26 protein-coding genes and 1 pseudogene are annotated in these 25394 nt (G+C 59.1%); 19 read left to right on the top strand and 8 right to left on the bottom strand.

From position 1 onward, the window contains the following. The 12 genes and pseudogenes from HP546_RS07485 to HP546_RS07430 all read left to right on the top strand — a co-directional run. Window positions 1-659 (top strand): annotated as a pseudogene (locus tag HP546_RS07485) (phage tail tape measure protein); the annotation flags it as partial. A 12-nt stretch (window positions 660-671) separates the two neighbouring features. Then, the gene (locus tag HP546_RS07480; RefSeq protein ID WP_172221925.1) at window positions 672-1142 is read left to right on the top strand and encodes a transposase; all 471 of its coding nucleotides are present in this window, start codon (window positions 672-674) and stop codon (window positions 1140-1142) included. Continuing rightward, window positions 1139-1618 (top strand): DUF1833 family protein, encoded by a 480-nt coding sequence (locus HP546_RS07475; RefSeq protein ID WP_172221922.1) that lies wholly within the window; start codon window positions 1139-1141, stop codon window positions 1616-1618. The genes HP546_RS07480 and HP546_RS07475 overlap by 4 nt, the downstream gene beginning before the upstream one ends. A gap of 2 nt (window positions 1619-1620) precedes the next feature. Continuing rightward, window positions 1621-2025 (top strand): hypothetical protein, encoded by a 405-nt coding sequence (locus tag HP546_RS07470; protein ID WP_172221919.1) that lies wholly within the window; start codon window positions 1621-1623, stop codon window positions 2023-2025. Beyond that, window positions 1994-5050 carry a host specificity factor TipJ family phage tail protein gene (locus HP546_RS07465; RefSeq protein ID WP_172221916.1) on the top strand — a complete coding sequence of 1019 codons (3057 nt, stop codon included), beginning with the start codon at window positions 1994-1996 and terminating at the stop codon, window positions 5048-5050. The genes HP546_RS07470 and HP546_RS07465 overlap by 32 nt, the downstream gene beginning before the upstream one ends. Before the next feature lie 55 nt (window positions 5051-5105). Further along, window positions 5106-7055 (top strand): hypothetical protein, encoded by a 1950-nt coding sequence (locus tag HP546_RS07460; protein WP_172221913.1) that lies wholly within the window; start codon window positions 5106-5108, stop codon window positions 7053-7055. 19 nt (window positions 7056-7074) lie between these two features. Beyond that, window positions 7075-7878, top strand: coding sequence for a hypothetical protein (locus tag HP546_RS07455; protein ID WP_172221910.1), 804 nt, complete (start codon window positions 7075-7077; stop codon window positions 7876-7878). Between the two features lie 96 nt (window positions 7879-7974). Continuing rightward, a complete protein-coding gene (locus HP546_RS07450) occupies window positions 7975-8457 on the top strand; it encodes a hypothetical protein (RefSeq protein WP_172221907.1) in 483 nt (160 codons plus the stop codon). Further along, window positions 8454-8987, top strand: coding sequence for a DUF2514 family protein (locus HP546_RS07445; protein WP_172221904.1), 534 nt, complete (start codon window positions 8454-8456; stop codon window positions 8985-8987). The genes HP546_RS07450 and HP546_RS07445 overlap by 4 nt, the downstream gene beginning before the upstream one ends. A 190-nt stretch (window positions 8988-9177) precedes the next feature. Continuing rightward, the gene (locus HP546_RS07440; protein WP_060537538.1) at window positions 9178-9402 is read left to right on the top strand and encodes a hypothetical protein; all 225 of its coding nucleotides are present in this window, start codon (window positions 9178-9180) and stop codon (window positions 9400-9402) included. A 73-nt stretch (window positions 9403-9475) separates the two neighbouring features. Next, entirely contained in the window at window positions 9476-9769 is a 294-nt protein-coding gene (locus HP546_RS07435; RefSeq protein WP_060537539.1) for a hypothetical protein, read from the top strand. Continuing rightward, complete coding sequence (locus HP546_RS07430; RefSeq protein ID WP_060537540.1) at window positions 9766-9972, top strand: hypothetical protein; 207 nt, start codon at window positions 9766-9768, stop codon at window positions 9970-9972. The genes HP546_RS07435 and HP546_RS07430 overlap by 4 nt, the downstream gene beginning before the upstream one ends. Window positions 9973-10584: 612 nt before the next feature. Here HP546_RS07430 and HP546_RS07425 read toward each other — a convergent pair. Beyond that, a complete protein-coding gene (locus tag HP546_RS07425; protein ID WP_172221901.1) occupies window positions 10585-11460 on the bottom strand; it encodes a WYL domain-containing protein in 876 nt (291 codons plus the stop codon). 119 nt (window positions 11461-11579) lie between these two features. Here HP546_RS07425 and HP546_RS07420 point away from each other — a divergent pair, with 119 nt between their 5' ends. From HP546_RS07420 to HP546_RS07410, 4 genes are all read left to right on the top strand, one after another. Continuing rightward, window positions 11580-11840 (top strand): hypothetical protein, encoded by a 261-nt coding sequence (locus tag HP546_RS07420; RefSeq protein ID WP_172221899.1) that lies wholly within the window; start codon window positions 11580-11582, stop codon window positions 11838-11840. A gap of 8 nt (window positions 11841-11848) precedes the next feature. Continuing rightward, a complete protein-coding gene (locus tag HP546_RS07415; RefSeq protein WP_172221896.1) occupies window positions 11849-12901 on the top strand; it encodes an ADP-ribosylglycohydrolase family protein in 1053 nt (350 codons plus the stop codon). 287 nt (window positions 12902-13188) lie between these two features. Then, window positions 13189-13314, top strand: coding sequence for a hypothetical protein (locus HP546_RS31310; protein WP_256678437.1), 126 nt, complete (start codon window positions 13189-13191; stop codon window positions 13312-13314). Window positions 13315-13547: 233 nt separating this feature from the next. Beyond that, on the top strand, window positions 13548-14285 hold the full coding sequence (locus HP546_RS07410; RefSeq protein ID WP_172221893.1) for a hypothetical protein: 738 nt from the start codon (window positions 13548-13550) through the stop codon (window positions 14283-14285). 117 nt (window positions 14286-14402) lie between these two features. Here HP546_RS07410 and HP546_RS07405 read toward each other — a convergent pair whose 3' ends face one another. Genes HP546_RS07405 through HP546_RS07380 form a run of 7 tightly spaced genes read right to left on the bottom strand, consistent with a single transcriptional unit; the run spans window position 14403 to window position 21248 of the window. After that, on the bottom strand, window positions 14403-15299 hold the full coding sequence (locus HP546_RS07405) for a hypothetical protein (protein WP_172221890.1): 897 nt from the start codon (window positions 15297-15299) through the stop codon (window positions 14403-14405). Further along, window positions 15299-16039: a DUF3944 domain-containing protein gene (locus HP546_RS07400; RefSeq protein ID WP_172221887.1), complete on the bottom strand. Its 741-nt coding sequence runs from the start codon at window positions 16037-16039 to the stop codon at window positions 15299-15301. The genes HP546_RS07405 and HP546_RS07400 overlap by 1 nt, the downstream gene beginning before the upstream one ends. A 10-nt stretch (window positions 16040-16049) precedes the next feature. Then, a complete protein-coding gene (locus HP546_RS31765; protein WP_323054622.1) occupies window positions 16050-16379 on the bottom strand; it encodes a YkgJ family cysteine cluster protein in 330 nt (109 codons plus the stop codon). Beyond that, entirely contained in the window at window positions 16372-18006 is a 1635-nt protein-coding gene (locus HP546_RS07395) for a dynamin family protein (protein WP_172221884.1), read from the bottom strand. The genes HP546_RS31765 and HP546_RS07395 overlap by 8 nt, the downstream gene beginning before the upstream one ends. Further along, the gene (locus HP546_RS07390) at window positions 18003-19766 is read right to left on the bottom strand and encodes a dynamin family protein (protein WP_172221868.1); all 1764 of its coding nucleotides are present in this window, start codon (window positions 19764-19766) and stop codon (window positions 18003-18005) included. The genes HP546_RS07395 and HP546_RS07390 overlap by 4 nt, the downstream gene beginning before the upstream one ends. A 7-nt stretch (window positions 19767-19773) precedes the next feature. Beyond that, entirely contained in the window at window positions 19774-20367 is a 594-nt protein-coding gene (locus tag HP546_RS07385; protein ID WP_172221866.1) for a hypothetical protein, read from the bottom strand. An 11-nt stretch (window positions 20368-20378) separates the two neighbouring features. Further along, on the bottom strand, window positions 20379-21248 hold the full coding sequence (locus tag HP546_RS07380) for a GTPase (RefSeq protein WP_172221863.1): 870 nt from the start codon (window positions 21246-21248) through the stop codon (window positions 20379-20381). Between the two features lie 490 nt (window positions 21249-21738). Between HP546_RS07380 and HP546_RS07375 the strand changes: the two genes are divergently transcribed. The 3 genes from HP546_RS07375 to HP546_RS07365 form a co-directional block, all read left to right on the top strand. Continuing rightward, window positions 21739-22482 carry a hypothetical protein gene (locus HP546_RS07375; RefSeq protein ID WP_172221846.1) on the top strand — a complete coding sequence of 248 codons (744 nt, stop codon included), beginning with the start codon at window positions 21739-21741 and terminating at the stop codon, window positions 22480-22482. Continuing rightward, on the top strand, window positions 22479-23999 hold the full coding sequence (locus tag HP546_RS07370; protein ID WP_218584461.1) for a DUF262 domain-containing protein: 1521 nt from the start codon (window positions 22479-22481) through the stop codon (window positions 23997-23999). The genes HP546_RS07375 and HP546_RS07370 overlap by 4 nt, the downstream gene beginning before the upstream one ends. Beyond that, on the top strand, window positions 23989-25394 hold a 1406-nt coding region (locus tag HP546_RS07365), incomplete at its 3' end, for a DUF262 domain-containing protein (RefSeq protein ID WP_172221841.1). The genes HP546_RS07370 and HP546_RS07365, both read left to right, overlap by 11 nt.

Here is a 25394-nt window from a genome sequence, read left to right as displayed (position 1 = left end):
CCGGGATCGAAGCGGAGGCAACGGAGACGGTCGCGGCGGAAGGCGTCAAGACCACAGCCAAGCTGACCACGGACGCGGTTACGACGGCCAGCAGCCTGTCGTCGATAGGCACTGTCCTGACCGCCAACCTGGCTGCAGCAGCTGAGACGCTGGCGTCCTGGGCGCCGGCTGCATTGACGGCATCGATTGGTACGTTCGGTGCTGCGGCGGTCGTTGGTGGCAGCGCGCTGGTCGCGGCGTATGCACTGCTCAAAGGATTTTCCGAGGGCGGCTACACCGGTGCAGGCGGTAAGTACGAGCCGGCCGGCGTGGTGCACAAAGGTGAAGTGGTGTGGTCGCAGGCTGACATCCGCCGCTTTGGCGGTGTCTCTGCAGTCGAGGCGTTGCGTACCGGCAATGTCACGCCAATCACCTCGGCACGCATGACCGGCGGCTCGCAAGGCCAAGCCGGAACCACCAGCGCGGCTGGATTCCAGCAGAACATCAACGTCCACAACTACACCAACAGCCAAATGGAGACACGCCAACGCCCTAATGGGGACACGGACATCATCATCAAAGCTGCCGTTGATGAGGTTGCCCAGCAGCTCGCTACTGGCGTCGGCAGTGTGGTGGATGCGGGCGAGGGTGCTTATGGCTGGAAGCGTTCTGGCTCCTAATGAGGAATGGCAATGATTCAATACCCGGCAGAATTGCCACTTCCTCTGCAGGAGGGGTATGGCCTGAGCACGGTCGATCCGATGCGGGCCACGCCGATGGTCACCGGCCGGTCGCGGTATCGACGGGTAACCAGCAATCCCCCGACCTCCGCTCAGTTCACATTCAACTTCAGCCAGGAAGAGGCTGCGCTGTTCGAGGGTTGGTATACCTGGGCTCTGAACCTTGGCGTCGAGTGGTTCGAGATGCCGCTTCAGACCCCGCTGGGCATGCAGGTGCACTTGGTCCATTTCAAGGGCATCCCCACCGGCGGGGAACTGGCTCAGATAAAGCGCTGGCGGTTCTCTGCTCGCTTGGAGTTCAAGAAACGGCCGGTCTACACCGAGGACCAGTACCTCGGCGCCTACCTGGGCATGCCGCTCGACCAGTTCAACGCCGGCCTGCAATCCATCCTTGATAAGTGGCACACGGAGTACTTCGGATGAGTCTGATCGAAGAGTGCTACGCCTCGGGGCGCGGGGAGTTGGTCGACACGATCGAGGCGCGGAAGGAGGGCGGCACGGTCTCTCACCTTTACTGCTCCGGCTGGGAAGACCGGGTGTGCATCACCGAGGACGGCCGGACGCTTACCTTCGTCGCAATGGCCATGGACTTGGCCCTACCCAAGAACGACAACAGCGCGTTCCAGAACCTGGTGCTGGGCCTGGACAACGTCACGGGCGAGGTGCAGGAGGTCGTGGAGGAGGCCAAAGCAGCCGACGATCGCTTCATCATCACCTTCCGGCGCTATCTGGCCGAAGACCTGACGTTCCCGCAAGAGCGGTACCGCATGACGCTGCTCAGCCGGGAGTACGAAGACGACGTGGCCAAGCTCACCGCCGGCTTCTTTGACCTGCTCAACACCAACGGTCTGCGCACCGTGCTGACCACTACCTTGGCACCTGGCCTGAAGTACATCTGACCATGATCGAGAATTTCATGCGCGCCCCGTATCGCGAGGGTGCACGGGGGCCTACTGCCTTCGATTGCTGGGGCATGTGCCGGGCGATCCGTCACGACCTGTTCGGTCTGCCATGGCTCCCGTGCTTGGGGGCGGTTGGCAAAGACAAGATCCGCGAAAACACCAAGGCCTACCGCAGCCTGCGCAAGGCGATGGAGGAGTGCGCTCCGGAGCCTGGGGCAATTGCAGCAGTGCTGCGCGGAACAGCGCTTTTGCATGTCGGCACGGTGCTCCTCAGCGAGGGCCGGCTGAAGGTGCTGGACACAAACCCCGGCGGCGCATGCCTCCGCACAACCGGCGAGTTCGAAGCCGCTCACCCCAAGGTGGTCTATTACCGTGATCGAGTTCTATCCGAACAAGCTGAGTGACACGGCGCCGCTCGGCACCTGGAAGACCGACCGCCGCATGTCCATTGAGGAGTGGCTGAAGTCCCTTGCCCCGTCCTATGAGCGCCGGGAAAGTCCGCCAATCAGCGTTGTGCTCAATGATGAGGTAATCGAGCAGCACGTGTGGCACAAGGTGAAGTTCAAGCCTTCGGACCTACTACAGATCTACCGGGAGCCCAAGGGCACAGACCCGTTTTCCATCACCTTTGCGCTGTTCAAAGGTGCGAAGGCGGTGCTGAAGTCGATCATGCCCAAGATGCCCGGCATGCCATCCAGCGCCGGTACCCAGCAGGGCGATCCCCTGACCGAGGCCAGCGCCAAGGGCAACAAGGTCAAGCTGGGCGAGCCAGTGCGCCAGATCGCAGGGCACCAGCGGGTCTATCCGTCGTACCTGACCCAGCCCCGCCGGGCGCACGTCGCCCCGCGTGACCAGCGCGTGGAAATGCTGCTGTACATCGGCGAAGGCGAGTACGACGTACCGCTGGCCAAGGTCAAGGTTGGCGAAACCCCGCTGATCTCTCTGGGATCCGACGCAACGTTCACGATTTACCCGCCAGGCGCTGATCTGTCGGGCGACCCAGCCCACGTCAACTGGTTCAACGTTCCTGAGGTTGGGGCAAGCTCCAGCGGCTCGGCCGGCCTGGAACTGACCATGGCCACCGACCTCACCAGATCGGCCACGGCTTCGGCGTACCAGTTCGTGAGCAATACGATCAGCGTGCCGTCCGGCTCGGGCCAGTTCCCGGCCGACTGGTCGAACGGCATCATCGTCCGTGTGCTTGCGCCGTATACCTACACGGTGATCGACGGTGGTGCAGGGCGCGACATCATCCGTGGCCCGCTGGAGATGCTGAATCCCACGGCTGGGATGCTCATTGAGGTGGCCGGGGCGAATGCTGGCCTATACGTGGTCAACAGCTACACGCCATACAGCCCTGGCGTACCGGCCAACCCCGGCACCGCGTCGACGCTGACCGGCTCAGCCGCACCGAGCCGGTACGACTTCGACGTCACGCCTTTGAGCTTTAGCCTGGTCCGCGGCGCGTCCACCTACCCGGTGACGTTGAACACCGCCACAACCGATCTCGCCGGCCTGGTATCTGCACTGAATACTCAGCTCAGCGGAACTCCATTCCAGGCGCAGCAGAGCAGCGGTATGGTGCGGTTCGTTGAACTAACGCCGTTCGCCGGCCAGGCCATCACGGCCACCGGCGCATCGACCATCTTGGGCTCGTCGCCCGTCGGCGTGACTGGCACCGCAACTACCAGTGCAATACCCGAGCAGCCAGCGGAAATGACGCTGGACTATGACGGCGGGTCGCCTGTGGTAGGTCTGGCACTGGGGCAGGGGCTGGCCACCATCGGCCCGCGCGGGCTGCGGTACCGGATCACGGCGTTCAGCACGAGCCTGCTCGAGGTTGAGCGCCTGACCTCGTCCGGGTCGACTGACGCGGGCTGGCCCGGCTTCAACGCCATGCAGACCGTGAACGGTCTCATCACGCTGGACGCTTCGAACCTGCAGGGCGGCTACCGCGGGCCATTCGCCTGCTGCCCGGAAAACGAGAAGGTCACCCAGCTGGAGTGGACTGTCACCTACGCCAACGGCCTGGCCGGTATCGGCCGGGAAGGGCAGATTTACGAGATCCCGACCTACTACGTGTTCGAGTACCGCGACATGGACGTGGCCGGTGCCTGGACGCAGCTCCAGTACATGAACGTGGGCGGCTCACTTGATGCCCAAGGCTTCACCGAGCGAATCACGCTGCCATACGCAATGCGAGCCGAGGCCCGTATCCGCAAGCAGTATGTTGACCGGCCCGGCCGGATCAACGATGAAGCGCGGGATGACGCCACCTGGACGGACCTGCGCGGGCGGATGCAGAACTCACCCACCAGCTACCCCGGCCTGACGGTCATCACCTGCAACATCCGTGGCGGCGACCGGCTTTCTGCGCAGTCGGAGAGCCAGGTCAGCGTCGAGGCAACTCGTATCCTGCCGCTGATGGAGGGTGGTACTGGGCCAAGCCGCGACATCGTGCCTTGGTGCATCTACCAGCTGAAGCAGCGCGGGTACACGGACGATGATCTGGATCTGCCCGAGTGGCAGGCCTTCCACAACATCTGCGTTGCCCGCGGCGACACCTACGACGAGACGCTGGACTCGACGATCACGGTCAAGGACATGATCAACAACGCCTTGGCGTGCAGCTTCGGTGAGCTGGTGACCTTCCGGGGCCTGCTGCGCCCGGTTCGTGACAGTGCTCGGGCAGCGTTCGACGTGACCTACGGTCCGAAAACGCAAACCTACTCGCCGCAGAACATGACCAAGATGCTCAAGATCAGCGGCGCGATGCCGTCGATCAACGACTTCGATGGCGTGGATGTGGAGTTCTTCTCGCGCGCCACCTGGGCGTGGGAGACGGTCGAGTGCCGCTGGCCAGGTGACCTCGGCACCAAGGTCGAGAAGATCAAGATGCCGGGAGTCAGCGACAGGACCAGAGCCTGGCGGGTTGGCATGCGCCGGCGTGGCCACCAGAAGTTCCGGACCGACACCTACACCTGGGAAACCGAGATGGACGGCAGCAACAGCGGCTACCTGAGCTTCGCGGCAGTTGCGGATGACGCGCCGAAACGGTGCCAGAGCGCGATTCTCCTGGCCTTCGAGGTGACCGGATCGGGAACCCTGCTGACTTCTTCGGAGCCGCTGGACTTCAGCGCCGGCGGCGAGCACCGGATCGGCGTGCGCAAGCTGGACGGCACGCTATCCGGGCCATGGACTGCCACGCAGGTGGATCAATACACGGTGCGGGTAGATGCCCTGGACTTCACTCCGGTGGTGGATGGCCCGCTGGAGCCGCCACACATCCTGTTCGGCCCGGCCTCACGCTGGGCCTACCCGGTTCTGGTCACCAGTTCAGACCCAGGAAAAGAAGGAAATACGGCGATGAAGGGCATGCCCTACGACGCCAGGGTTTACACCTACGACGACCAGTTCCCGCCGGCATGACGCCGCAGAAGTTACCAAGCCCGCCTAGTGCGGGCTTTTTATTGAGGAAGATTTGATGAGCGGCCAACAGACCCTTCAGGAGCTGGACCGGATTGTCGGGACGACGAACGAGCTATTGCTGTCGCCCGAAGTGAAGATGATGGATGTTGGCGGAGGCGTGATGCGCCCTACCAACGCCATGGTAATGACGAACCTGGCCACATTGCTTGGCGGCGCAATGCCCTATACCTCCGTGGCGGAAGGCCTTGCTGGCACGGAGGATGGAACCAACTTCAGCGTGCTTTCTAGCGAAACGGATCTATATGTCGATGTCTACCGCAAAAGCGGTACTGCTGCTGTGTTCGTGGACAGCTATCCCAATGCGAGCGCGACAAGGCGGGCCTCAGAGACTGCGGACGCTGCTTACGGGCTTTCTCAGCCTCGCTCGCTGGCTGATGAAATGCCTTGGGCCGTCGTGGACAAGGATTACCGGGCGATCCTCGGGGTAAAGGCAAACGGTGCCGCGCATGCGCTGCTTGATCAGCTTCCTGGTCTAGACCTGATTGGCGACTACGCATGGGGCGTTGCTGATGCCAACGGCGTCGTCCTTCTGGGCATCAAATGGAGCGGCGAGGTCGTGGTATACGGCCTTGGCGGCAGCGAGGTCACCGCATTCGCTGATGGGCCAATCGGAGCCCAGGACATTTGGGTGATCGTCGATAACGCCCCCTATCAGGTGACCTCGACGGGCGACAACTTCTCGCCTGTTGTGTCGAGCGGAAGGCTTTCCTATGTACGCAGGAGCGGTTCTGTTGGCAGCATTACTGTTGACACGCCTACGCCTGGCTCGACCGCAGATTACGTGACGATTCTGCTTCACATCATCAGTTCAGGTCAGTCGCTATCAGTAGGCACGAACTCTCCGCTGATCACCACCCAGCCGCCTACGGCTAATCGTTTGTTCACCATCAAGGATGGTGTGCGGCTTACCAATCAGGATGCAACGCTGACCTCCGATATGGTTGCTCCATTCATTCCACTGGTTGGGAAGACGCAAGAAACCCCAGCGGTTCAGCTATCTGCCCAGCTTAATAGAAATCGGGGCCTGCCAAGCAACGCTGGACTTCTTACGAGCTGCCACGGGCGAGGCGGTTACACCATCGCCCAGCTATCGAAAGGCTCTCCAACCGGCAGGTATGCGAACAGCATGACTGCTGTCACGGCAGCAAAGGCTGAATGCACCGCTCGCGGACTTGGGTACAAGGTTCCGTTTATTGACTGGATTCAGGGTGAGGCAGATCGTTCAGCCGCCCAAGGCACATACCTCTCTTCGTTGCTGCAGCTGCAGACCGACTATGACACCGACATTAAGGCAGTCAGTGGCCAAGGTGGCGTGATCCCGATCCTGCTTGACCAGATCAGCAACTGGAGTGCGTATGCTGGCGTAACAGAGAGCTTCGTTCCACTTGAGCAGCTCCAGGCTGCCCTTGAGTATCCGTCTAGGTTCTACTGCGCCGGGCCAAAGTACTGGGTACCTACAAACCCTGAAGACGGTGTTCATCTTCCATCGATGTCCTCTGTTCGGGTTGGCTCAATGCATGCCAGGGCTGCCGAAGCGATCATCAATGGGGCCTCATGGAAACCAACACATATGGTTTCTGCTGTGCGCACTGGGCGCATCGTAAGGGTGCAGTTTTACACGCCTGTCGCGCCGCTCGTTATCGATAACGTCAGCGTGACCGATCCAGGAAGCCTTGGTTTCCGGTACGTAGATAGCAATGGGGTCGCGGCGATTCAGGGTGTAGCGATGGCTGGCCCTAACACCATCGATATCACCCTGACAGCAGATCCAACCGGAACTGGCTCATACATAGGCCTGGCAGATATCGGCTTGCCAAATTCTAACGGCGGCCCGACCACTGGCCCGCGCTCATGCCTGCGGGATAGCAGCCCAGACAAGGATGCTTACGGGCAGCCTCTCTACAACTGGGCATGCCACCAGCGCATCAACATCACATCCCTTTGATACAAGGTAAGGAAAGCACATGGCAGGCCAACTGATCGTCCTTCCAGGCGTAACGGCAGCGGCATCGGCAAATGCGCCGCGTATCAACATGAATGCCGCCGATACCGTGGCGGCTAAAATCTCTTCATTGAAGCATGCGGCAGCGGCTCGAGCGATGACTGCAGTTTCAGGAGGGGGCGTTACTGGCAGATGTAGAGTCACTGGCCAGCCACTCGTATCCAAGGGAACATCTCCGAAAAACCTGAGCCTCACCGAGGTTTCTGGCAAGAAGGCACTGGCAGCAGGATCTAACTCGGGCCTGGCCCTGCCAAGCGGGAGTCTGACGACTTCCTATACCGTTGTTGCTGCTGTAGCGCTGGCATCGGCAGACGTTTCTGCCAGCGGGGCCGTCAACCTGCTGGCTGGCTTCAGCCCTGCTGATGAATATACCTCGCTTACGCTGCGCTACTACGGATCGCTCGCAGCCTCCCCGAACACCGATGTTTTCATGGCAGCTGGGCCAGTGATCACTAACACAGCAGTCGCTCGAGTAGCGCGCCCGGCTGGCGCATGGGCGATCGTGGTCATCGACTTCAGTGATTCGCAATTGCTGTCGCTTGCCGTCAACCAGGCGGCAACCTTCGCTACCCTGCAGCGCAGCAGTTCCCCGGTGATTGTCGATGGCTCGTATCTCGAGCTGGGGTATCACCCATCCAGCGGTCTGGCCAACTCGAAGATCGGCGACATTTACACGTTCAACGGATCGCTGCTGACCAGCGACCTTGGTAAGGCTCAGCTTGCAGATCTGGTTGCCGCAATGAAGTCTGTGTACGGAATCGCATAACCATCAGCTACGAAAACGAGCCGCCTTGTGCGGTTTTTTTGTGCCTGAAATTCATGTAGCCCGCCAAGAGCGGGCTTACTTTCTCCGGGAGAAACCATGTCACTGGAAACTGATATTCGAGAAGGCTTGGCACTGCTGCCGCCGCAGATGGGCACGCTCCCCGCGAGGATCATCCTTCACGCCATCAGCCTGCAGGAAAACCCGACGCGCCTTGAGCAGCAGGTCAAGGGTCCAGCCCGGGGCGACTACCAGTTCGAGAAGGGCGGCGGCGTGGTTGGCGTGATGACCCACGGCTCGGTAAAGGCGATGACTCAAGAGGTTTGCCGATCCCGCGGGGTGGCGTTCAATGCCGACTCGATATACCAGGCCATTGGCCGTGATCCAGTTCTTGCTGCGGCTCTGGCCCGGCTACTGCTGTGGACCGATCCGAAGCCGTTGCCGGCGGCCGGCGATGAGCAGGGGGCCTGGGCGCTGTACCTGCGAGTATGGAGACCTGGCGCCTATGACCGTCAGCCCGAGGAGCTGCGGGCGAAGTTCAAGCGCAACTATGCCGCCGCGCTGAAGGCAGTGCTGTCGTGACTTGGCTCGGCGCGGTGCCTGCCTGGTGCTGGTGGTTGATCGTCCTGGTGCTTGTCGCCGGCGGACAGCAGTACCGGGTCGTGATTGCCGATGGCGCGGCGGCTGATGCCCGGGCGGAAACTGCCAAGTCCGACAAGGCCCTGGCCGACTACCGCCTGCAGGTGGCCGAGCGTGAACGGCGCGCCGTCGCCCAGGCCAGAACCGAAGAACAGCGCCGCCAGGCAGTGGCGGACGAAGCCGGAAGGAAAGCAGATGAGAAATACACCGATCTTGAAGGCAGGGCTGTTGCTGCTGAGTCTGCTGCTGGCGGGCTGCGCGGGGAAATCGACCGACTGCGCGCCGGCCACCGAGCCACCTGCAATACCATCGCTACCCAGCAGCGCCAGGCAAGAACCTCTGCCGTCGTGGTGCTCGGGGGATTGCTTGAAGAGTCTGACCGAATGGCGGGCAGCTGCGCAGCAGCGCTTGAGCGAAGCCGAATAGCCGGCCTGGCGTGCGAGGCTGTGGTTGACCGGATGAAGGATCCGTAGCTTACCCGCAGAAAAAACGAAGCCCCGGATGCTGGCGTCCGGGGCTTCTAGCTATCTTGGTCCCTATGAGTGGAAAGCTAGCGTGGCCAGATAATATCAGCCTGATGCCTTAGAGTCACCAGCAGACCCCGTTCTACATACTCCCAACCGGTCCTATACTCAGCTCATCAACTGGACAGGGCATCGCATTTTGGACAAGCGCACCTTCATAGGGATGGTTGAGGCCGGCGAGCCGCTGATTCAGCAGGCTATCGACGCACTGCGGGAGTACCACCAGGCTCAGGATCGCGGAGCGCCGGCGGAGGAGATCGAACGCCTGCGTCTACTGGCTGAGTCGCTGTTCCAGGTGGTGTCCGATTACCAGCTTCGCGTCATCGCCAAGGCGAGAGGCAAGGATTTGCCACCTCTTCACTGATCCGCTGACCGGCAATTGCCCGCGACCGATCCCGCCTATACGATACTGTTTATCCATACAGTATTGGTGCCCTATGTACTTCCTCCTCGTTCGCCGCCGCGTAAATGGCGTGGCCATCCCTACGAATCAGCTCGGCAAGATCACACCCATTCGGGCCGACATCCACATCGGCGATCACCACAGCGAGCCGCTGGGCCGGGTTTCGACCCAGGCCTGGGTGTTCAACCCGTCGCCAGGGCCGGACATCATCCCGCGGCTGCACGATGCCAAGGTCAACGGAATGGCCCAGCTCGGCATCAACATCAACGGGCTGGAGGAGGTCGACGGCGTGCTCTACGCGCAGTCTTGGTGGTGCAGGGCAGAATGATGGTGGGATTACCTCGGGCCTGGGTGGCGGAACTGGACGACCAGACGGCCCTGATAACTGATCCTGATGGGCGTGCGGCTGTGCTCAGTGAAATGGCCTATGCCGCTCACCGGAGACAGGAAGTCGATGACGACGACCTGGTCGACATGCTGGAGATCGTCGAGTCGGCCAGGCTGTGGGCGCTGGATGGGGCAGCCCTATGAGTAGCTATATAAAGGAAGGGAAACGGTCGGCAGAACGCCGGATGCAGGCCGAAGCCCGTGGGGAGATTTTCGGGGGATGGTGAAATCGGGTATGGCACAGTGCGGCACCGTTTGCAGCGAGCGCCCGCTCAAGGCCTTGATCCGTAAGGCTTTAGGTGTGTCCTGCACGCATGGGGTGCAAGGGGTCGAGTGTTCGAATCACTCCGTCCCGACCATTATTGAAAACGAAAAAGCCCAGTCGGTAACGACTGGGCTTTTTTGTGTGGGAGATATTATAGATCTGTAGGACAGTCCGGTGAGCCGGGGTAATCTGAATTAATTCAGTAACATGTTGATTATGTTGGGTGAATTCTGGTTTGAATTTTACATTGGAATACCGATTGGAATACTGCTGCAAGGATTCCTGGCTAGCCGATGATGGCTCGGTCGCCCACTGTTGGCGACCCATGGCCCAAACGCGGTCACTGAGCTAAACGGCCACGGTAACTCACGCCTACCCAAAAATGTGTCCAGGTCATCCAGCATGAGCAGAATAATGACCGGCACCAGCTTGCCGAGCAGGTTGGCGCAGCCCCGCAGTTTATCTCGGTCGACGCTGCGAAGAGCTAAGTGTCAGTACTTCATCAACCACGGCTGCAGTTCCTGGAGATTATTCACCACCAGTTGCTGGGCCTCGGGAAGTATCGCCATGTTGCGGTGGTCGATCTGGTACCGCTGCAACACATACTTCACCAGTGCCCTGCGGCTAGGCACCACCAACCGCCCCTGCGTCATGCCGAAGTCGGTTTCGATAATTGCCTTCTGCGCCTCGTTCAACCGCCAATCAGGCTCGAAGATGATCGGTACTTCGACATTCCAGTCTTCATCCTGCTCGCGGCTGTTCGGCGATTGGTCGAGCAAGTCTGGCTGCCCACGCAGGCGGCTGAGGACGAAGTCGCGATACTGGCCATTCTTTTCGCAGTAAGCCCTCACGTGCCAGCGCATGCCGGTATAGACCAGCGTGTGCGGAGCGATGAGGCGTACCTCCACGTTGGGGGTGTTGAAGGACACGTATTCGGTTTCCAGGCGCAGGCCTTCCCGGCAGGCCTTGAGCAAGGGGCGCAGCACCTCCGGGCGAATAGGCCGGTCCGGCACTTCCAGCACCCGGGTATGCGCATAGGCCAGTGCCAGCCCGTCGATGTGCGGGGCTCGCTCATTGTTCTGGTAAAGCAGGTGCAGGTAGGCGCTGGCGCTGTCATCGATGAACAGCGGTTTGAAGTGCTTGCTTGGCACATAGCCCTTTAGCTGCTTGTCATATGTCAAGTTTTTGGGCGCATGTTCGGTGATGTAGGTATTGATGTCCTTCGACGCCTGCTGGCGGCTGATGCCAAAGCTCTGCATCAGGTGGCCCGTGGTCAGCCGGCCTTCCCACCAGGCAACGGTCTCGATCAAACGATAGCGAAGTGCCAGGTCCCAGCGTACCTGCTCGATGGATTGCTTGCGTTTCATACCCTCTCCATGTGCGCGATTACTTTACCTGTATAAGTCTACATTCTAGACGTGTAGCTTTGCATTACATATCTTCGATTTGTCTTCGGAATACATCGGGGGCAGCAAAGGATATGAGCATGACTGTGCCGGAAGTGGTTGCGACAGGGGCATTGGTGGCGATGGGGATCATCCTGCTGGTGCTGATTCAGCAGGCTTTGAAGCTCGGCGAGCTTGGGAAAAAGGTCGAGCACTGCCAGAGGGACTTGCGCTGGCTACAGATCTGGGAAATGGAAAACCGCGAGCTGCGGTCGGCATTGCGCGCAGAGCGGGAGCATGTTGCGCAGCTGCAGCGCAAGCTGGTGATTTTGCAGGACCTGGCTTCTGGAGAAGGGTGTTAAGGAACGATATGAACAGAATTCAACGGATCAGCGGCTGCCTGCTGGGGGGCGCCGCCGGAGATGCGCTGGGCTCCCCCGTGGAGGTGCTTGAGTGGGCTGTGATCGAGGCCAGGTTCGGGCCACAGGGCATCATTGATTTTGCCCCGGCTTATGGCAGCGCCGGTGCGATCAGCGACAGCACACAGATGATGCTGTTCACTGCCGAAGGCTTGCTGCGGGCTTATGTGCTAGGCAGTTCGCGCCAGGCATGTCATGTGCCCGGCATTGTTCATCACGCGCTGCTGCGTTGGCTGACTACCCAGGATTACCCTTCGCTGATACCGGTCGCCACCGATGGCTGGCTTATCAGGCAAATGGAGCTCTGGTCGCGTCGTGCGCCAGACATAACCGGTATGAGTGCGCTCAAGGTCAGCGGACGATTGGGTATGGTTGCCGAAAACAACAGCAAGGGCTGCGGTGCCTTGGTTCGTGTTGCACCCTGTGCATTCTTTGCCAATGCATTTGACTATGCATCGCAGTCCGGGCGACTGACGCATGGGCACCCGACAGGTTACTTGGCGGCTGGGCTGTTCGCCGACATTCTGCAGCGTGTTGTCGATCGACCAGATAGCTTGGAGCACGCTGTGACGCAGAGTTTGGCCAGGTATGGGCAAGTACCTGGTATCGAGGAAACGCGCAGCCTTGTCGAGCGCGCGATATTCTTCTTTTACGAGGGGTACACACCCAGCCCTCAACGGATAGACGATTTTACCGGTGGCTGGGGCGCTGAACAGGTGCTGGCGATTGGGCTCTGGTGTGCGTTGACTGCGCGTTCGTTTGAAGAGGGGGTGATTGCGGCGGTTAATCATAGTGGCGACAGCAGCAGTACAGGGCTGGTCGTCGGGCACTTGCTAGGGGCGCAGTATGGTGTTGCCGTTATTCCTGATCGGTGGCTTGAGCGCCTGGAACTGCGGCAAGTGATTGCGCAGGTCGCTGAAGATATCGAGCGTGTTCCGCGGGAGTATTGCGGGGTTGGCGGTGAGTTTGATGAGCAGATTGAACTGGCTTATCCCGCGAGTTGAACGCATTGAAGAAAGTAAGTTTGCGTAGCGACCAAGGAGATTGAAAATGCCGGTAAAACCCAGACCCTTCACTTTTGAATGTGAAGGTTGTGGTTGGACGAAAACAGTGGCGCCGCGCAGTGATGCGTTGGCGCCGGGAGAGTGGATTGATCAGTGTCCTAAGTGTGGGGGCAAGGCATTGAAGGTGCGTACTGCCGGGTGGTTTGCGGGGGCGGTGGCGGATTTGCTGGCGCGGCGGCGGGTTTAGGGTATAAGCGGACAAGTCGATCAATCAGGAGCATTCAGCCATGAAGAATATCTTTGCCGTTGTCGGTTTTATCGTGATCGCTACCAAGGGTTATGAGCTGTACCGCGAATACAGCGAGATGAAGCGCGAGAAAGCGGCGCGGGAGGCGGCCGCCGGTTCGGTTTGACGCGCGCCGAGTTATGGCATTGACGACCTGTTCGAGGATATCGGGAAGGCGGTGGAGCTGAAAGGTTGTCCATTAATTTGTGCATCTGCATTCGAACAAGGAGCATTACTGGGGCTCTGCCCGGCACTCGGCAGGAAAACCGGTTAAAGTTGCGGCAATTTGCCAGTGCTGGGATGGAAGATGAATAGACGCCCACGGAACATGGCAAGCGATCGGAAACCAAGGAGGAATAAATGCGAACGCAGGTCATCGTCGAGGATCATGTTCTGCCACAACTGCTTACTTCGGCCATTGAAGCTTACGAAGTGTCACACAGAGCTCATGCTCGGGGGCGAAGCAACAAGAAGCTCGAGACGTTCGGGTTGCTGTGGGGGTATGCGTTACCGGTGCGCAACGGAGTGCCGGCGCGCCTGGTCGCGGTGGTCGCCACTGTCGAGACCTCGGCACTGAGGCACACCGACTGGGTGCGGCCTGATTTCGAGTCCATCGCGATGAAGCGGGATTTCTTCGGCGAGTACTGGCCGCAGCTTGAGCTGATTGGCACGTTCCATTCGCACCCCTACGAAGATCTGAGTGAGGTCAATGACACCAAGGGGTGGCGCGCTTCGGAGGCGGACATGGCGTTTTGGCCGGCCTTTCACGAGTTCGTTTGCCCGGACATGGATGAATTGGCGCATCTGGTGATCGCAATCACTGGGTTGGCACGTAAGGGTACTGCCGAACCAGATCGTCTGGCAGGCACTGAATATACCTCGGGTTATGTTGTCAGCGCCGACAAGCGCAAGCTGTGGATCAAGGGTTACACATCCGCGCTGCACGAAGAGATCGACGAAGATGCGCCATTTGATGAGGCATTCATGGCGGGAGAAATCGAGTTGGAGCGTTCCTACGATGTCTATGAGGATGAAGATGTACTGTTGGAAATACCCTCGCTGGAGGCGCGCTTCCGGCATCAGCTACTGCGCATGTGAACGTAAGCTGTTCATGCTGAGAAAACACCTGCGGCTGGCTGGCGAGCGAGCCTCGTCTGATCCAGTCGAGCTGGGGCTCATCTCCGAGCCCCTTTTCGACTGTGCTGGCTAGTGAGCTTATGCAGCCTCGAGCGTTGCCATACGGCCGTAGGGCAACGTGAGCAGTAGCTGATTCTCTTGCGATTGAATCAAGTGGCGAGCCTTGTCTTCGATGCGCTGCAGGACCACGGTTTTGTCACCCATGTTACCCCGTACCAGTTCACGATGTTGGGCATTGAGGAATGCCTTGTATTGTTGCATTGCGCCCTGATAACGCTCTGCGCCATCTTCCAGTATCAGTTGGGCGAGCATTGGTTTGCCTACCCGGGCCGCCAGCAAATATTCCGTATGGATGCCGAGCGGCATGATCTCCAGCATCATGTGCGCGAAGTTCACTACCAGCTCGTAGTGCTTGCTGCTCAACTCGTTGCTGTTCTGCGCCAACGCCAGAATGTTGTCGATGAACGACATCGCATGATTGCGCTTGGCTGCGGCTGATGCCAGCAAGGGGAAGGCCATCTCCTTGATTTCGCTAGCCAGGCTGCGGTCCTTTAGCAAGGTGCGGGCTACTTCGATGCTACCGATGTAGTCGGTGACCTTGTCCATGTAATAGACGATGTTTTGGGTATGCAACTCTTTGGAGATTTCGTCGACGGTGTTCTGGATCTTGTCGAGTTTTGCCGCCAGGTATTTGGTTTGGATAATCAGCGCACCGAGAATCACGCAGGTCGACGCGGCGGTGGCCATCACGGTGGTCAACTGCGCGGCCTTGAGTGCTTCTTCGGCGGACTTGAACACGGTTTCCTTGAACGGTAGATGCTGGATGACACCCGTCTTACCACTGCCCGCCGCGTAATAAGCCACGCCGTCATGAATGACAGCCTTGCCTGCTGCCAGTGCATCGATAAGGGCCTTCGAAAAAGACGCCTCGTCGAGCACCCAGATTTTTTCCAGAAGTTCTGCTGCTGCCTGCATTAGAAGTGATCCTCTTTTTCATACTGCCGCCGCATGAAGGCGATTTGAATGACAGCCGGGATAGTGACCCGGTACGCCGTACCGCTGAGCAGAGGAACGGTGACGGCGATCGCTGCCAAGGGCCCGGCTATGGCCGCTACCGCGCGCCCACCTACCAGAGCCGCAGCGCCACCTAGGGTTACCCCGACTGCATTACTGAATGAAGCAGTGGCGCCCCTGGCAAGCCAGGATGACCACTGCAATGAGCCCAGGCCACCTGCACGAATTGCATTGAGGATCGCGACCAGCGGCACCGCCCCGAGCGAGCCGTTCAGGTTCATTTCTTCGGCTGTGCTACGCCGCTGTTCTGGCGACATTTGTTCCCAGCTCTTTGCCACCAACTTCTCGATAAGCTGGTTTTCGATAGCGTAGGCGCTGGCTTTGCTGTCGTATTTCACATCGGTCTTGTCGCAGACGTCGCAGAGCATTTCCTTGTAAAGCACACCCTGACGGCGGAACAGGTTGACGATTGAGTCACCAGCGAAATGTTGTAGCTCACCAGCAACCAGTTGCCAGCATCGCCGCCATTGATCTGGCTGGCCCTGCAGCTTCTTGAATTGCGGATCATCAGCGATTTCGCTTGCCCTGCGCTTTTCTCCGTCCTTGTCGAACATGAGATAGGCCGCCAGGTTGCGGATATCGTCTTCCCGGCAATATTGCAGAAAGGTCAGGTCATCATCCGCGCGGTAGCTAATACCCATTCTGAAGTCCCTATGGTTGTGTGTAGCGGTTGTCTGTAGAGGCCGGGATTGTTCGGGTAGCTTCGCTAGCTCCGAGAGCTTGCAATTGTCTGCATCCGGCTTCATTCATCCTGACGAACGTTTCCCAACTCATTGCCTGGCGATAATGCAACTCGTACTGCCGATCGACGCGGCAGGCGTCTGGCCGCTGGTCATAGATGCGGCAACCGGCGTCGTTTTCATCCAGGTGCCGGCAGACACCGTCGCCGCGGTCCATCGTGGCGGTATCAGCAAGCAGATGCACGCGTCGGCAGCACTCCATGCAGCGGCTGCAGGCAAAGCGCAGGGGAGTCTCAGGCATACTCACCCATTGCGGCCTGGCACTGGACCAGGCGTTCGCGGTCCTCGCTGAGGCGGCGCTGGTCCTGGCCGAGGCTGCCACGCAGGCTCTGCAGTTTATCCTTGATCTCGGCGAAGTTGGTCTTCAGGTGGGTATCGACCATGGTGTTCAGCGACCGCGAGAATTCCCAGGCAGTCTCATCGGCGAATGTCTGGATCGCCTGGTCGCGACGCTCGCGCTCCTGGGCCTCGCGTTTGGCCTGTTCCTCCAGGCGCTGCTGGTCAGGGTCGCCAGCGAAGGCGGAGTACAGCGTGCTGCCTACCTGGAAAGCAATCCCGATGACCGGGATGACCTTACCGACGATCTGCTCGGCAACCTTGCCCATGGTGACCGGGCCGACGCCTTTGAACAGTGTCGGCAGCCACTGCTTGCCGACTTTCAGCACGCTGACGACATGCTCGGCCTTGAGCATGCTGCTGGCCTGGCGGACGCCGGATTCGAGTAGGCTCAGGTCGATACCTTGCGATGCGGGCGCCTGGTCGGCGGGAGCTTCAGGTGTATCGAGGTCCGGTGCAGCCTGGGCATTGTAGGCCTGTGGCTGTACCTGCACCTCTCGAATGACTTCGTCCAGCATCTCGGAAGCGTCTAGGCCCAGGCGAGTGAGTGCGTCTTCAAGCTCGCTGCAGATCTGTTCGTTGGCCTGCCCGATAAGCTGCTCGATCTTGCCCTGAGCGCCATCGATGTTCTGGTTCAGCGCAGTGATCGTGCTCTTGCCTACGTAGGCGGCCTTGGCTTCGATCAACGATTTCAAACCGTGGCGAATATCGATCTCGCGACGCGCGATTTCGCCATAGAAAGCGTCCAGGCGTTTGATCGAGGCTTGGTCCTGGTGTTTGTCCAGCTCGGCTACCGTCGCATCGAGGAAGCTGCGCAGTTCGGTGGCGACACGTGCGACGATGGCCTTCTGCTCTACGGATGCAAAGAACCCGGCCAGATCGCTTTCGAACTTCGGAAAGCCCGAGCTGTTCAGCAGGTTCTGCTTGTTCTCCAGTTTCGCCTTGAGCGCGGAGCGGGCGTTGACCTCGACGATCGGGATATGCCCAAGCACTTTCTGGTTACCGGCCTTCTGCTGAATGCGTTCGCTGAGTTCGTCTTTGATGCGGGCCAGGTCGATCGGGTCGAAACGACTCTTGCAGTTGAGTACCAGGAAGATCATCTTGCCAGCAAGTACCAGCTCAAGCAGCACATCGAGGGTTTTCTCTTCCTCGACCACGCCCAGCGGATTGACTACGAAGATCACCACATCCGACTGCACCAGCTGCTCTCGGGTGATGGCTTCATGCTCGAGCGGCGCGTCGATGCCGGGCGTATCGAGCACTTCGAAATCGCCCCAGCGATAGCCTTGCACACGGGCGGTTTCCGGCACATCGGCTACCGCGGCCAGCTCTTGGCCGAGCAAGGCGTTGATCAGCGTGCTTTTACCGGCGTTGTAGACGCCGTACACCATGATGCTCGCGCCGGCCTGGGCCTTCTTCGCCCGGCTCAGTTCGCGAATGCTGGCGACAGCCTGCGGGTTGTAGGTTTCACAGAGTCCATCCACTTCCTCATAGAGGGCCAGCAGTTGGGTCATCGGGCCTGGTCGGGTCATTGTGCAGTGCTCGTTTCGAGGGTGATGAGTGCCTGACGCAGGCGCTCCATTTCGATGGTCAGGATTTGGCAGTACTCGAGCATGGAGTCCCTCAGCGGCTCGTAGATGCCCCGTACCTGCTCGGTCAGATAATCTGGTAGGGCATTGGCGTACTGCTCGATGGCCACTTGGCGTTGTTCTTCCAGGTTGTCGCCGACGACCACGTTGTGTTTGGCGCGGATGGCCTCGGCGCCGCGGCCAATCATGCTCGCGGCACTCCCCAGCGAGGCCCCCGCAGCTGCGCCCGCGGGGCCGCCAACGAAGAAGCCAATGACGCCACCGAGAACCGCCCCGCCAGCGCCCCAGGCAGTTTTGGTGCTGCTGCGGGTGCCGCTGGTGTATTCCTTCTCGACCGTAACTTCCCGGTAAGCAGGGATGGCGCCGAGACGGCTGGTGTCGAACGCACGCTGCAGCGTATTTTGCTGGCTTTCACCGATGCCTTTTATGGCCTCGCCAGTCAGCTTGCCTAGCACCGTGGCCAGGCGCTCGCGCAGTTGAAGCTGCGCGTCGTCGGTGCGGGGCCCGTTGAACAGTTGGTTGACGAAACTGCGCATTTCGGTGACGCCCTTCTGGCTCAGAGTTCGCAGCTCGCGCTCTACCGCCTGCTCCTGCTTTTGGATCTGCTGGTCGAACGTCTCGGTCAGCTCCTTGATTAGGCTCAGGTCGTCGCAGGTTTCAGCTATAGCCTTGCGCAGGTTGTTCAGAGGGGTAGTCAGCTTGAGATCGACACCTGGGCCTTGCGCCAATGCCTTGAGAGTTTGGTACAAGGTACCCAGGCCACTTTCTTGCAAGTTCGAGGGGTGGCGCTCGGCAAAACGGGTCGAGATAGGCAGGATGGTGACATGGTTGGCAGCGTCATGTTGCATCTCCACCAAGTTGCCGGTGACCTCCAGGATTTGCCGCTGCTGGGTTTCCTTTGACTTCATCAATACTTCGGTGACGAGTTGCCCATCGTCGTCCTCGTCTTCATCGGTGATGTCGCTGCCGGTCAGCAGAATCATCAACGTGCGCTTACCATCGAGCAGGCTGCTGACCTCGCTCATGTCGGATTGGCGGCCCGGAGCTTGCGAGTTCATGGTGTAGAGAATCAGGTCCGCCTGGTCGACATACTTGCGCGCCAAGTCGCCATTGGCCGAATTGGTCGAATGCAACCCTGGAGAGTCGACCCAGGTGAACCCAGGCAGCTTGAAGCCTTGAATAGAACTGGTGGCCTCGGTGGCGCCGACCCTGAATTGCTTGGAACTGTACGCCTCGCCTTCTTTGTCGCCGCTGGCGACGTCGGTTCGGTCATGGGAGAAATACGTTGGTTTCAGAGTGGCGTGGTCTTTGAGTTGCGCAGTTGGCTCACTGTGCCCCCAGGCCACGTAGTTGCCTAGCGAGCTCTTGCCCGACTTGACCTTGCCGTACACGAATACCAATAGGGAATCGTTGTAGTTTTCACGAAACTCCGCGCCTCTCGCACGTATCTCGGCGCGTTCTTCCCAAACACTGAATTGATCCTTCAGGCGTCGCGCCATCTGGGACGCGCCTTCCTTGAGCGGGTTATTGTCGCTGACGGCGCTAGCCATGGTTTCGGTTTGCTGTCGCAACAGCGTGACAAAACCCGTGCGTAGCGTATCGAAGCGTTGTTGGGCCTGCGCTAAGTCTCGCTTCTTACTGGAAAACTGACCCTGCAGTTGTTGAAAGACCTGCATCAACTCATCGCGAGTAACAGTGCTCATGGATCAATTACGCCTGAAGGAGAAGTTGACGTTTCAGCTGCTGCAGCCGCTCGATACGTGCCAGGGTCGCTTGCGCCTGGGCGAGCGCTGCCTGGTCGGAGGCAGATGCCTCGGCAGGCGCGGTCACGGATTCGAGCAGATTCACGCCCTGCATGAAATGAACGATGTGGCCGCCTTCCATGGAGGGCGACGCCTGAAGAATGGCTTTGACCGTCTTGCCGTAACTCGATGTCGACGATGCGGTGCTACGGATGCGTTGTTCGAGCTGATCCCCAGAAACCCCTTCGAGCGTCAACCGGGTCATATTGTTGACACTTTCAGTGACCGGATTGTGTCTGTCTGACGAGGCGGCTAGCGTAGATGCCGCTCCCCTGAGCTGGGCCTTGAGTTGTTCCCGTCGGTCGCCTGCAAGTGACTGCACTCGGGCCTTCAGGTTTTCGCGTTCCCGCTGGCGCTTGGCTTCCTGCTCCTGCTGACGCCGTTCGCTATCGTCGTGGTGCGTGGTGCTGCTCGAAGATGACGGGCTGTCGTCACTGACCGCTTTGGCAATGGCGGCGGCAGCAGCGACTGCCGCAACGCCGATCAACCAGGGTAGAGGCATTGCAAGTCTCCTTACTTGAGGCTGTCGAGTTTGGTGCGTGCTTTTTGCATTTCGGACGTATGAGCTTTGAAGGTGCGCCGAGCGCCGTCGATGTGCTCTACGAAGGCTTTGGCCTTGACCACATACGGCTCGGTGATCTGCTCGATCAGCTTGAGGTCCCGTTCGATCTCAGCGTCGATCCGCTCGCCCAGCTCCAAAGCACGCCGTGCCAGGCGCTTATGCCGGGCCTCTGCCAGAGACTGAGCGAGGCTTTTCGAAAGTGTTAGCAGATGCTGCGCCAACTGTGGAATGCCGCTTTTCTCGCAGAGCCCTTGCTTGTTCTTCTCTACACCGCTTTTGAAGCGCGTGTTGGAGATGACGAAGCATTCAGGCGCCGTACCCAGATGAATCAAGGCCTGACGTTCGATGGTGTCCTTGACTGCGGCGAGGTCGGCGTCCTGCAGCTTGTCCAGCTGGCTGATCACTAGCACCACCCGCTCGCCAACATCCTGGCCAAAAGCGCTGCGCAGCTGGTCGAGGAGGGCCACTTCTTCCTGGTCCAGTTCACCAGGCGGGGCATGAACGAACAGCACAACATCAGCAGCATCGAGGCCTTGGTTCGCTTGTTGAGTGTCATTCTGGTCATAGCCCAGACCTGGGGTGTCCACCAGTACGTAGTTGTCGAGTTCCAGCGCTTGGTTGGTACGGGTGGTACGCACATCACCGGTTTGGAAATGCTCGTCGCTGGCGTGGCCGCTGAGCATATTGAGCAGGGAGCTTTTCCCTGCCTTGACCAGGCCCCAGGCGGCAATGCGGGGCTTGCTCGGGGGGGCATTGTCGCGCTGGTTAACAAACAGCTGGTACTCCGCCTCCAGCGCCTCAAGTCGTTTGGTTCGGTCCATCAGTCAGCCTCTCCTGTCGCATCACTGTTGTTTGCAGTGCATCAGCCCACTGCCAGGCTCAGGGTTCTGAGCATGATGTCATACGGCTATTAAATATGCATTTTGACTTTATTGCCGAGCGCGATCGGTAGACATTGGCAGGAGAGTTACGGCTTTAGCCTTGAGATGTTAAGCCTTGGGCAAGCTCACAATGGGGTCGGGCTATCCAGCATCATCGGACTAATGACCAGAATCCGCTTGCCTAATAGGTTGGAGCCGTCACCCAGTTGATCTGGCATGACGCTGCTGTACAACGTGGCGACCCCCATGGCACCAAGTTCGAGGAGGGATGGTAGAGTTTTAACATGCCGTGGTGGCATTATGCCCTCTCAACCATGCGGTTTTTGCAGGGGAAGGCCGTAGTCGCTCTGTGAGCTCATCTCCAACGTTTGCAATCGTGACAAATCAGCTCGTGAAGCCCACCCAAGGTCCCGGTCAAGGAATGAAGGCAATGATCAAGAAATCGGTGACGGAGCTCGCGTTCGTCAACAGTAAATCGCCCCTACCCACCGTCGAGGTCGATTCGCAGTCCATCGAGGACGCAGGTTTCAGCATCTACCGCACGGTGATGCAGGTACTCACCAAATTGGCTGAGCAGGACGCATCACTGCGGGCGACTCTATATATGTACGGTACTGTCAGCGTCAATTTCCGCGAGCCGTGCTGGTCTGAATTTTTGCTGGTTGCAGGCCCAGAAAAGGTGCTGCGTGCCTTGGGGGCTGGCTTTGAACGTTTGCCGGCCGTGAAGTCGCGCTTCAGTGATTACGTTCCGTCTTCCGCAGCCCTGCGCACCTTCCATGTCCAGGATGGCTTAGTGTGGGAACAAGAGGATGCCAGCACATGGTACTCCCATGCCCAGACGCTGGCTGACCTGACCGCTGAAGTCGACGAGGCTGAAGAGGCCGACGACGATGGCGAGCTGGTTGAGGAGGATGAAGCGGAAGAGACCTGGGATACCGAGGAATTGGAGGCTTCGGATGACCAGGAAGAAGACTCAACGGTCGTTATCGGAAACCGGAAGGCGGCTCGCTATCGGGCCGCGCGTTCGGATGCGAAAGTGAGCACCATCCGGGCAAGGATCGAAGACGTCTTTGGGTTACCGGAAGGTTCTGTCGCACTCTGTGGGCCAGACGGCCGCGCCTTGCGAGGAAACGCACTGATCAGGACGCTGCGTAAACGTTGGGACGAAAATTGATCCGGGAAATCCTACCCGCCAAGCCGAGTTCGCTTGTACGGGTCAGTACTCTGTCTTTCGCCGAATTACTCAATGCAAGCGATTGGCCGTTGGCATTGGACAGCTATCAGCGTGGTTTCGTCTGGGGGCCAGACAAGCTGACGCAACTGGTCAATGATCTAGCAACATATGCAGCACAGGCGGATACCACCCTGCCTTACTACATGGGTGGTGTACTACTGCATCGCGACGCAAGCCAGTCGAAGCGGTTCATCATCGATGGTCAGCAGCGCATCACCGCGCTGTCGCTGTTGTACCACCGCTCTACCGGCAAGCTGCCAGTGGGGCAGGCACTCAGCTATTCGGGACAATCCGCGCGACATATTGCAGAGGGGTTGCAGGCATTGAGGCAAATGGAGGCGATTGCGCCGCAGATCATCGAAAGGCTACGGCTGACAGTGATCGAAGTGGACAGCACTGACCTCGCTTTCACCTTCTTCGACACCCAGAACAACCGCGGGGTGCGCTTGGAGGCCACTGACCTGCTCAAGGCCTATCACCTGCGTGCGATCGACTACGCGCAAGGGAAGACTGAGCTCAAGGCTGCACTGCAGAGGGATTGTGCAGAGCGCTGGGAGAGGCTGCAACGCCACCCGGCGGTGCTGAGCCCAGGTCAGGACTTCGCCCCTAACTTATTCAATCGTTTTCTCTGGCGTGCGCGGCGTTGGCGCGGATCGCACACGCCTACGGGGAAGCACGAACCGCTCCTGGCAGAATTCCAGCGCGACACTTGGCCCCACGCCGCCGACAGCCGTAGCCGTATTGACAGCGTGCCGCTCTACGCGAACCGGCACAATCGGCTAGCGTCCTGCATGACGCTGGCGGGAGATGGTGATTATGTGCTGCAGGGTAGCCAGCTGCGAGTCGGGCAAAATCCTGCAAGCCTGCCTATCGCGTTGCGTCAGCCCATCCATGAAGGTGTAGGGTTCTTCCTATACGCAGACAAGTACGCAGCGTTGCTGCAACGGCTAATGAATGATCCTGCGCCTGGTCCGCAGGTCCGTAGGTTCCGCACGATTTACAAACAGCTGCTGCGTAGTAACCAGGAGTACCTGCGCGAGACCTTCATGCTCTGTAGCCTGATGTATGTCGATCAGTTCGACGTTGAGCAATTGACCGCTTTTGCCCTGCGCTTGGAGTTTTTGCTGGGCGCGATTCGCCTGGAGAAAAAACAGGTCAAGCAGGAAACCGCGGCCAATTTCTTCAGGCTGGCCGAGCTGAACCTATTGGATGTGATTGCCCAGAGTTACCACCCGAAGCAGGTGCTGGATTTCCTTCAGCACCGACAACAAGCGGTGGCGTCTTCGTATGCTAACGAAACGGTATCAGCAGGGCAGGGGGTGCAGGGGCGATACAAGAGGGCGGTCCTGGATTTCTACCAAGGGCAGTTGGACTCCGAATGCTCGACCCTTGCGGGTAAATCGCGATGGCTCGAAACGTACTTGAAGACTTGCCAGGAAGATCGCCATGAGTATTGATTCCCGTCTCTTCACCTTGGAACAGCTGGTTCATCAAGACGACGCGGCCTGGTGTTTCAACGTGCCTATCTACCAGCGTCTGTACGTCTGGGGTGATGATCAGATCAAGACATTGCTGACCGATATGGCGAATGCCTTTGATCGGGGCGAAGACCAGTTTTTTCTGGGTGGTGCCCTGCTGGTCGAAAAAACCTCTGAGCAAGATCGCCTTAAGGGGCTGCGCCGCTTCGACCTAATCGATGGGCAGCAGCGCTTCACGACGCTGTGGATGCTCAGCACGGTCGCCATATGGAACCAAGTGATGGGCGACTTCAGCAGGGTAGTGCTGAAGGACAGCGTGGTTCCACGCCTGCATTTCTCGATACGCGAGCAGGTGAACACCTTCCTTGCCAGCATGATGCCTGGCAAAAGTGGAGTAAGCCCAGAGATCCCGGATACTCAAAGCATGAGAGAAGCTCAGCAACTGATGGCCTCTTTCAAGCAGACCTACAAGCGTGCGGATGGCAAGCCTGTGGATGACGAATACCTCAAGGAGCTGGCTTCCTTCGTTTACCGCAAGGTTTCTCTCGTGCTCACACAGGTGCCTGAGGGGATGGACTTGAACAAGTTGTTTGAGGTCATCAACAACCGCGGGATCCAGCTTCAGCATCACGAAATTCTCAAGGCAAGGCTACTGCGCGACATCCCCGCCGAAAGTCGTTCCCGTTACGCAGCTTTGTGGAACGCTTGTGCCGACATGAGTGGCTTTGTCGAACGTAATCTCTGCCAGGATACCCAGCTTGAGGCTCACCGTTTGGGTGATCTCTATAGCAAAGGGCAGTTGCTTCACGCAGTAGCTGTGCACGGGCTGCTGTCGCGAAGAGCTGAGGCTGCACAAGCGGAGTCTGCTGAACGACTGACCTTGGAGAACATCGTCAACGGTGTAGATTCCGAGTTTGACAATGGATACGCGACCATCGCGGCGGACGAAGGGGAGGCACCATGGGCGCGCAGTATCATTGGCTTCCCTTTGTTCCTTCTGCATGTGCTGCGTATCTGGTTGAAAGAGCAAGGGCAGCCGGATCTGCCCCGTGTGCTGGATCGGCACCTGCTTACCTTGTTCGAGGCCCATTTACTGCAGCCGGCGGAGCCCGCGCAGCGTACCGCGAGGGCACAAGGGTTCATCGACCTGCTTTGGCGTATGCGGGTGCTTTGGGATGAATACGTCATCAAGTGGGTCGATCAGGGGGATGACGAGGTTCATCAAATTTGCCACACCTCGATCTCTGCCAATGATGACAAGCGTTACATCAATCGCAGCCGTGACAATGATCTGAAACAAGGCATGTCGTTACTGCAGAGCATGCTCTACCACTCCCAGGAGATCACCACCCATTATTGGTTGACTCCCTTCCT

The organism is Pseudomonas sp. CM25 (genome assembly GCF_013179705.1).
Lineage (GTDB): Bacteria > Pseudomonadota > Gammaproteobacteria > Pseudomonadales > Pseudomonadaceae > Aquipseudomonas.
The sequence above is the reverse complement of the archived record's forward strand: the minus strand, read 5'-3'. Positions and strand labels throughout refer to the sequence as shown.

Coding starts and splice junctions, on each gene's coding strand:
- HP546_RS07480 (WP_172221925.1), top strand. CDS start 672: ATGATTCAATACCCGGCAGAATTGCCACTTCCTCTGCAGGAGGGGTAT.
- HP546_RS07475 (WP_172221922.1), top strand. CDS start 1,139: ATGAGTCTGATCGAAGAGTGCTACGCCTCGGGGCGCGGGGAGTTGGTC.
- HP546_RS07470 (WP_172221919.1), top strand. CDS start 1,621: ATGATCGAGAATTTCATGCGCGCCCCGTATCGCGAGGGTGCACGGGGG.
- HP546_RS07460 (WP_172221913.1), top strand. CDS start 5,106: ATGAGCGGCCAACAGACCCTTCAGGAGCTGGACCGGATTGTCGGGACG.
- HP546_RS07455 (WP_172221910.1), top strand. CDS start 7,075: ATGGCAGGCCAACTGATCGTCCTTCCAGGCGTAACGGCAGCGGCATCG.
- HP546_RS07450 (WP_172221907.1), top strand. CDS start 7,975: ATGTCACTGGAAACTGATATTCGAGAAGGCTTGGCACTGCTGCCGCCG.
- HP546_RS07435 (WP_060537539.1), top strand. CDS start 9,476: ATGTACTTCCTCCTCGTTCGCCGCCGCGTAAATGGCGTGGCCATCCCT.
- HP546_RS07430 (WP_060537540.1), top strand. CDS start 9,766: ATGATGGTGGGATTACCTCGGGCCTGGGTGGCGGAACTGGACGACCAG.
- HP546_RS07425 (WP_172221901.1), bottom strand. CDS start 11,460: ATGAAACGCAAGCAATCCATCGAGCAGGTACGCTGGGACCTGGCACTT.
- HP546_RS07420 (WP_172221899.1), top strand. CDS start 11,580: ATGACTGTGCCGGAAGTGGTTGCGACAGGGGCATTGGTGGCGATGGGG.
- HP546_RS07415 (WP_172221896.1), top strand. CDS start 11,849: ATGAACAGAATTCAACGGATCAGCGGCTGCCTGCTGGGGGGCGCCGCC.
- HP546_RS31310 (WP_256678437.1), top strand. CDS start 13,189: ATGAAGAATATCTTTGCCGTTGTCGGTTTTATCGTGATCGCTACCAAG.
- HP546_RS07410 (WP_172221893.1), top strand. CDS start 13,548: ATGCGAACGCAGGTCATCGTCGAGGATCATGTTCTGCCACAACTGCTT.
- HP546_RS07405 (WP_172221890.1), bottom strand. CDS start 15,299: ATGCAGGCAGCAGCAGAACTTCTGGAAAAAATCTGGGTGCTCGACGAG.
- HP546_RS07400 (WP_172221887.1), bottom strand. CDS start 16,039: ATGGGTATTAGCTACCGCGCGGATGATGACCTGACCTTTCTGCAATAT.
- HP546_RS31765 (WP_323054622.1), bottom strand. CDS start 16,379: ATGCCTGAGACTCCCCTGCGCTTTGCCTGCAGCCGCTGCATGGAGTGC.
- HP546_RS07395 (WP_172221884.1), bottom strand. CDS start 18,006: ATGACCCGACCAGGCCCGATGACCCAACTGCTGGCCCTCTATGAGGAA.
- HP546_RS07390 (WP_172221868.1), bottom strand. CDS start 19,766: ATGAGCACTGTTACTCGCGATGAGTTGATGCAGGTCTTTCAACAACTG.
- HP546_RS07385 (WP_172221866.1), bottom strand. CDS start 20,367: ATGCCTCTACCCTGGTTGATCGGCGTTGCGGCAGTCGCTGCTGCCGCC.
- HP546_RS07380 (WP_172221863.1), bottom strand. CDS start 21,248: ATGGACCGAACCAAACGACTTGAGGCGCTGGAGGCGGAGTACCAGCTG.
- HP546_RS07375 (WP_172221846.1), top strand. CDS start 21,739: ATGATCAAGAAATCGGTGACGGAGCTCGCGTTCGTCAACAGTAAATCG.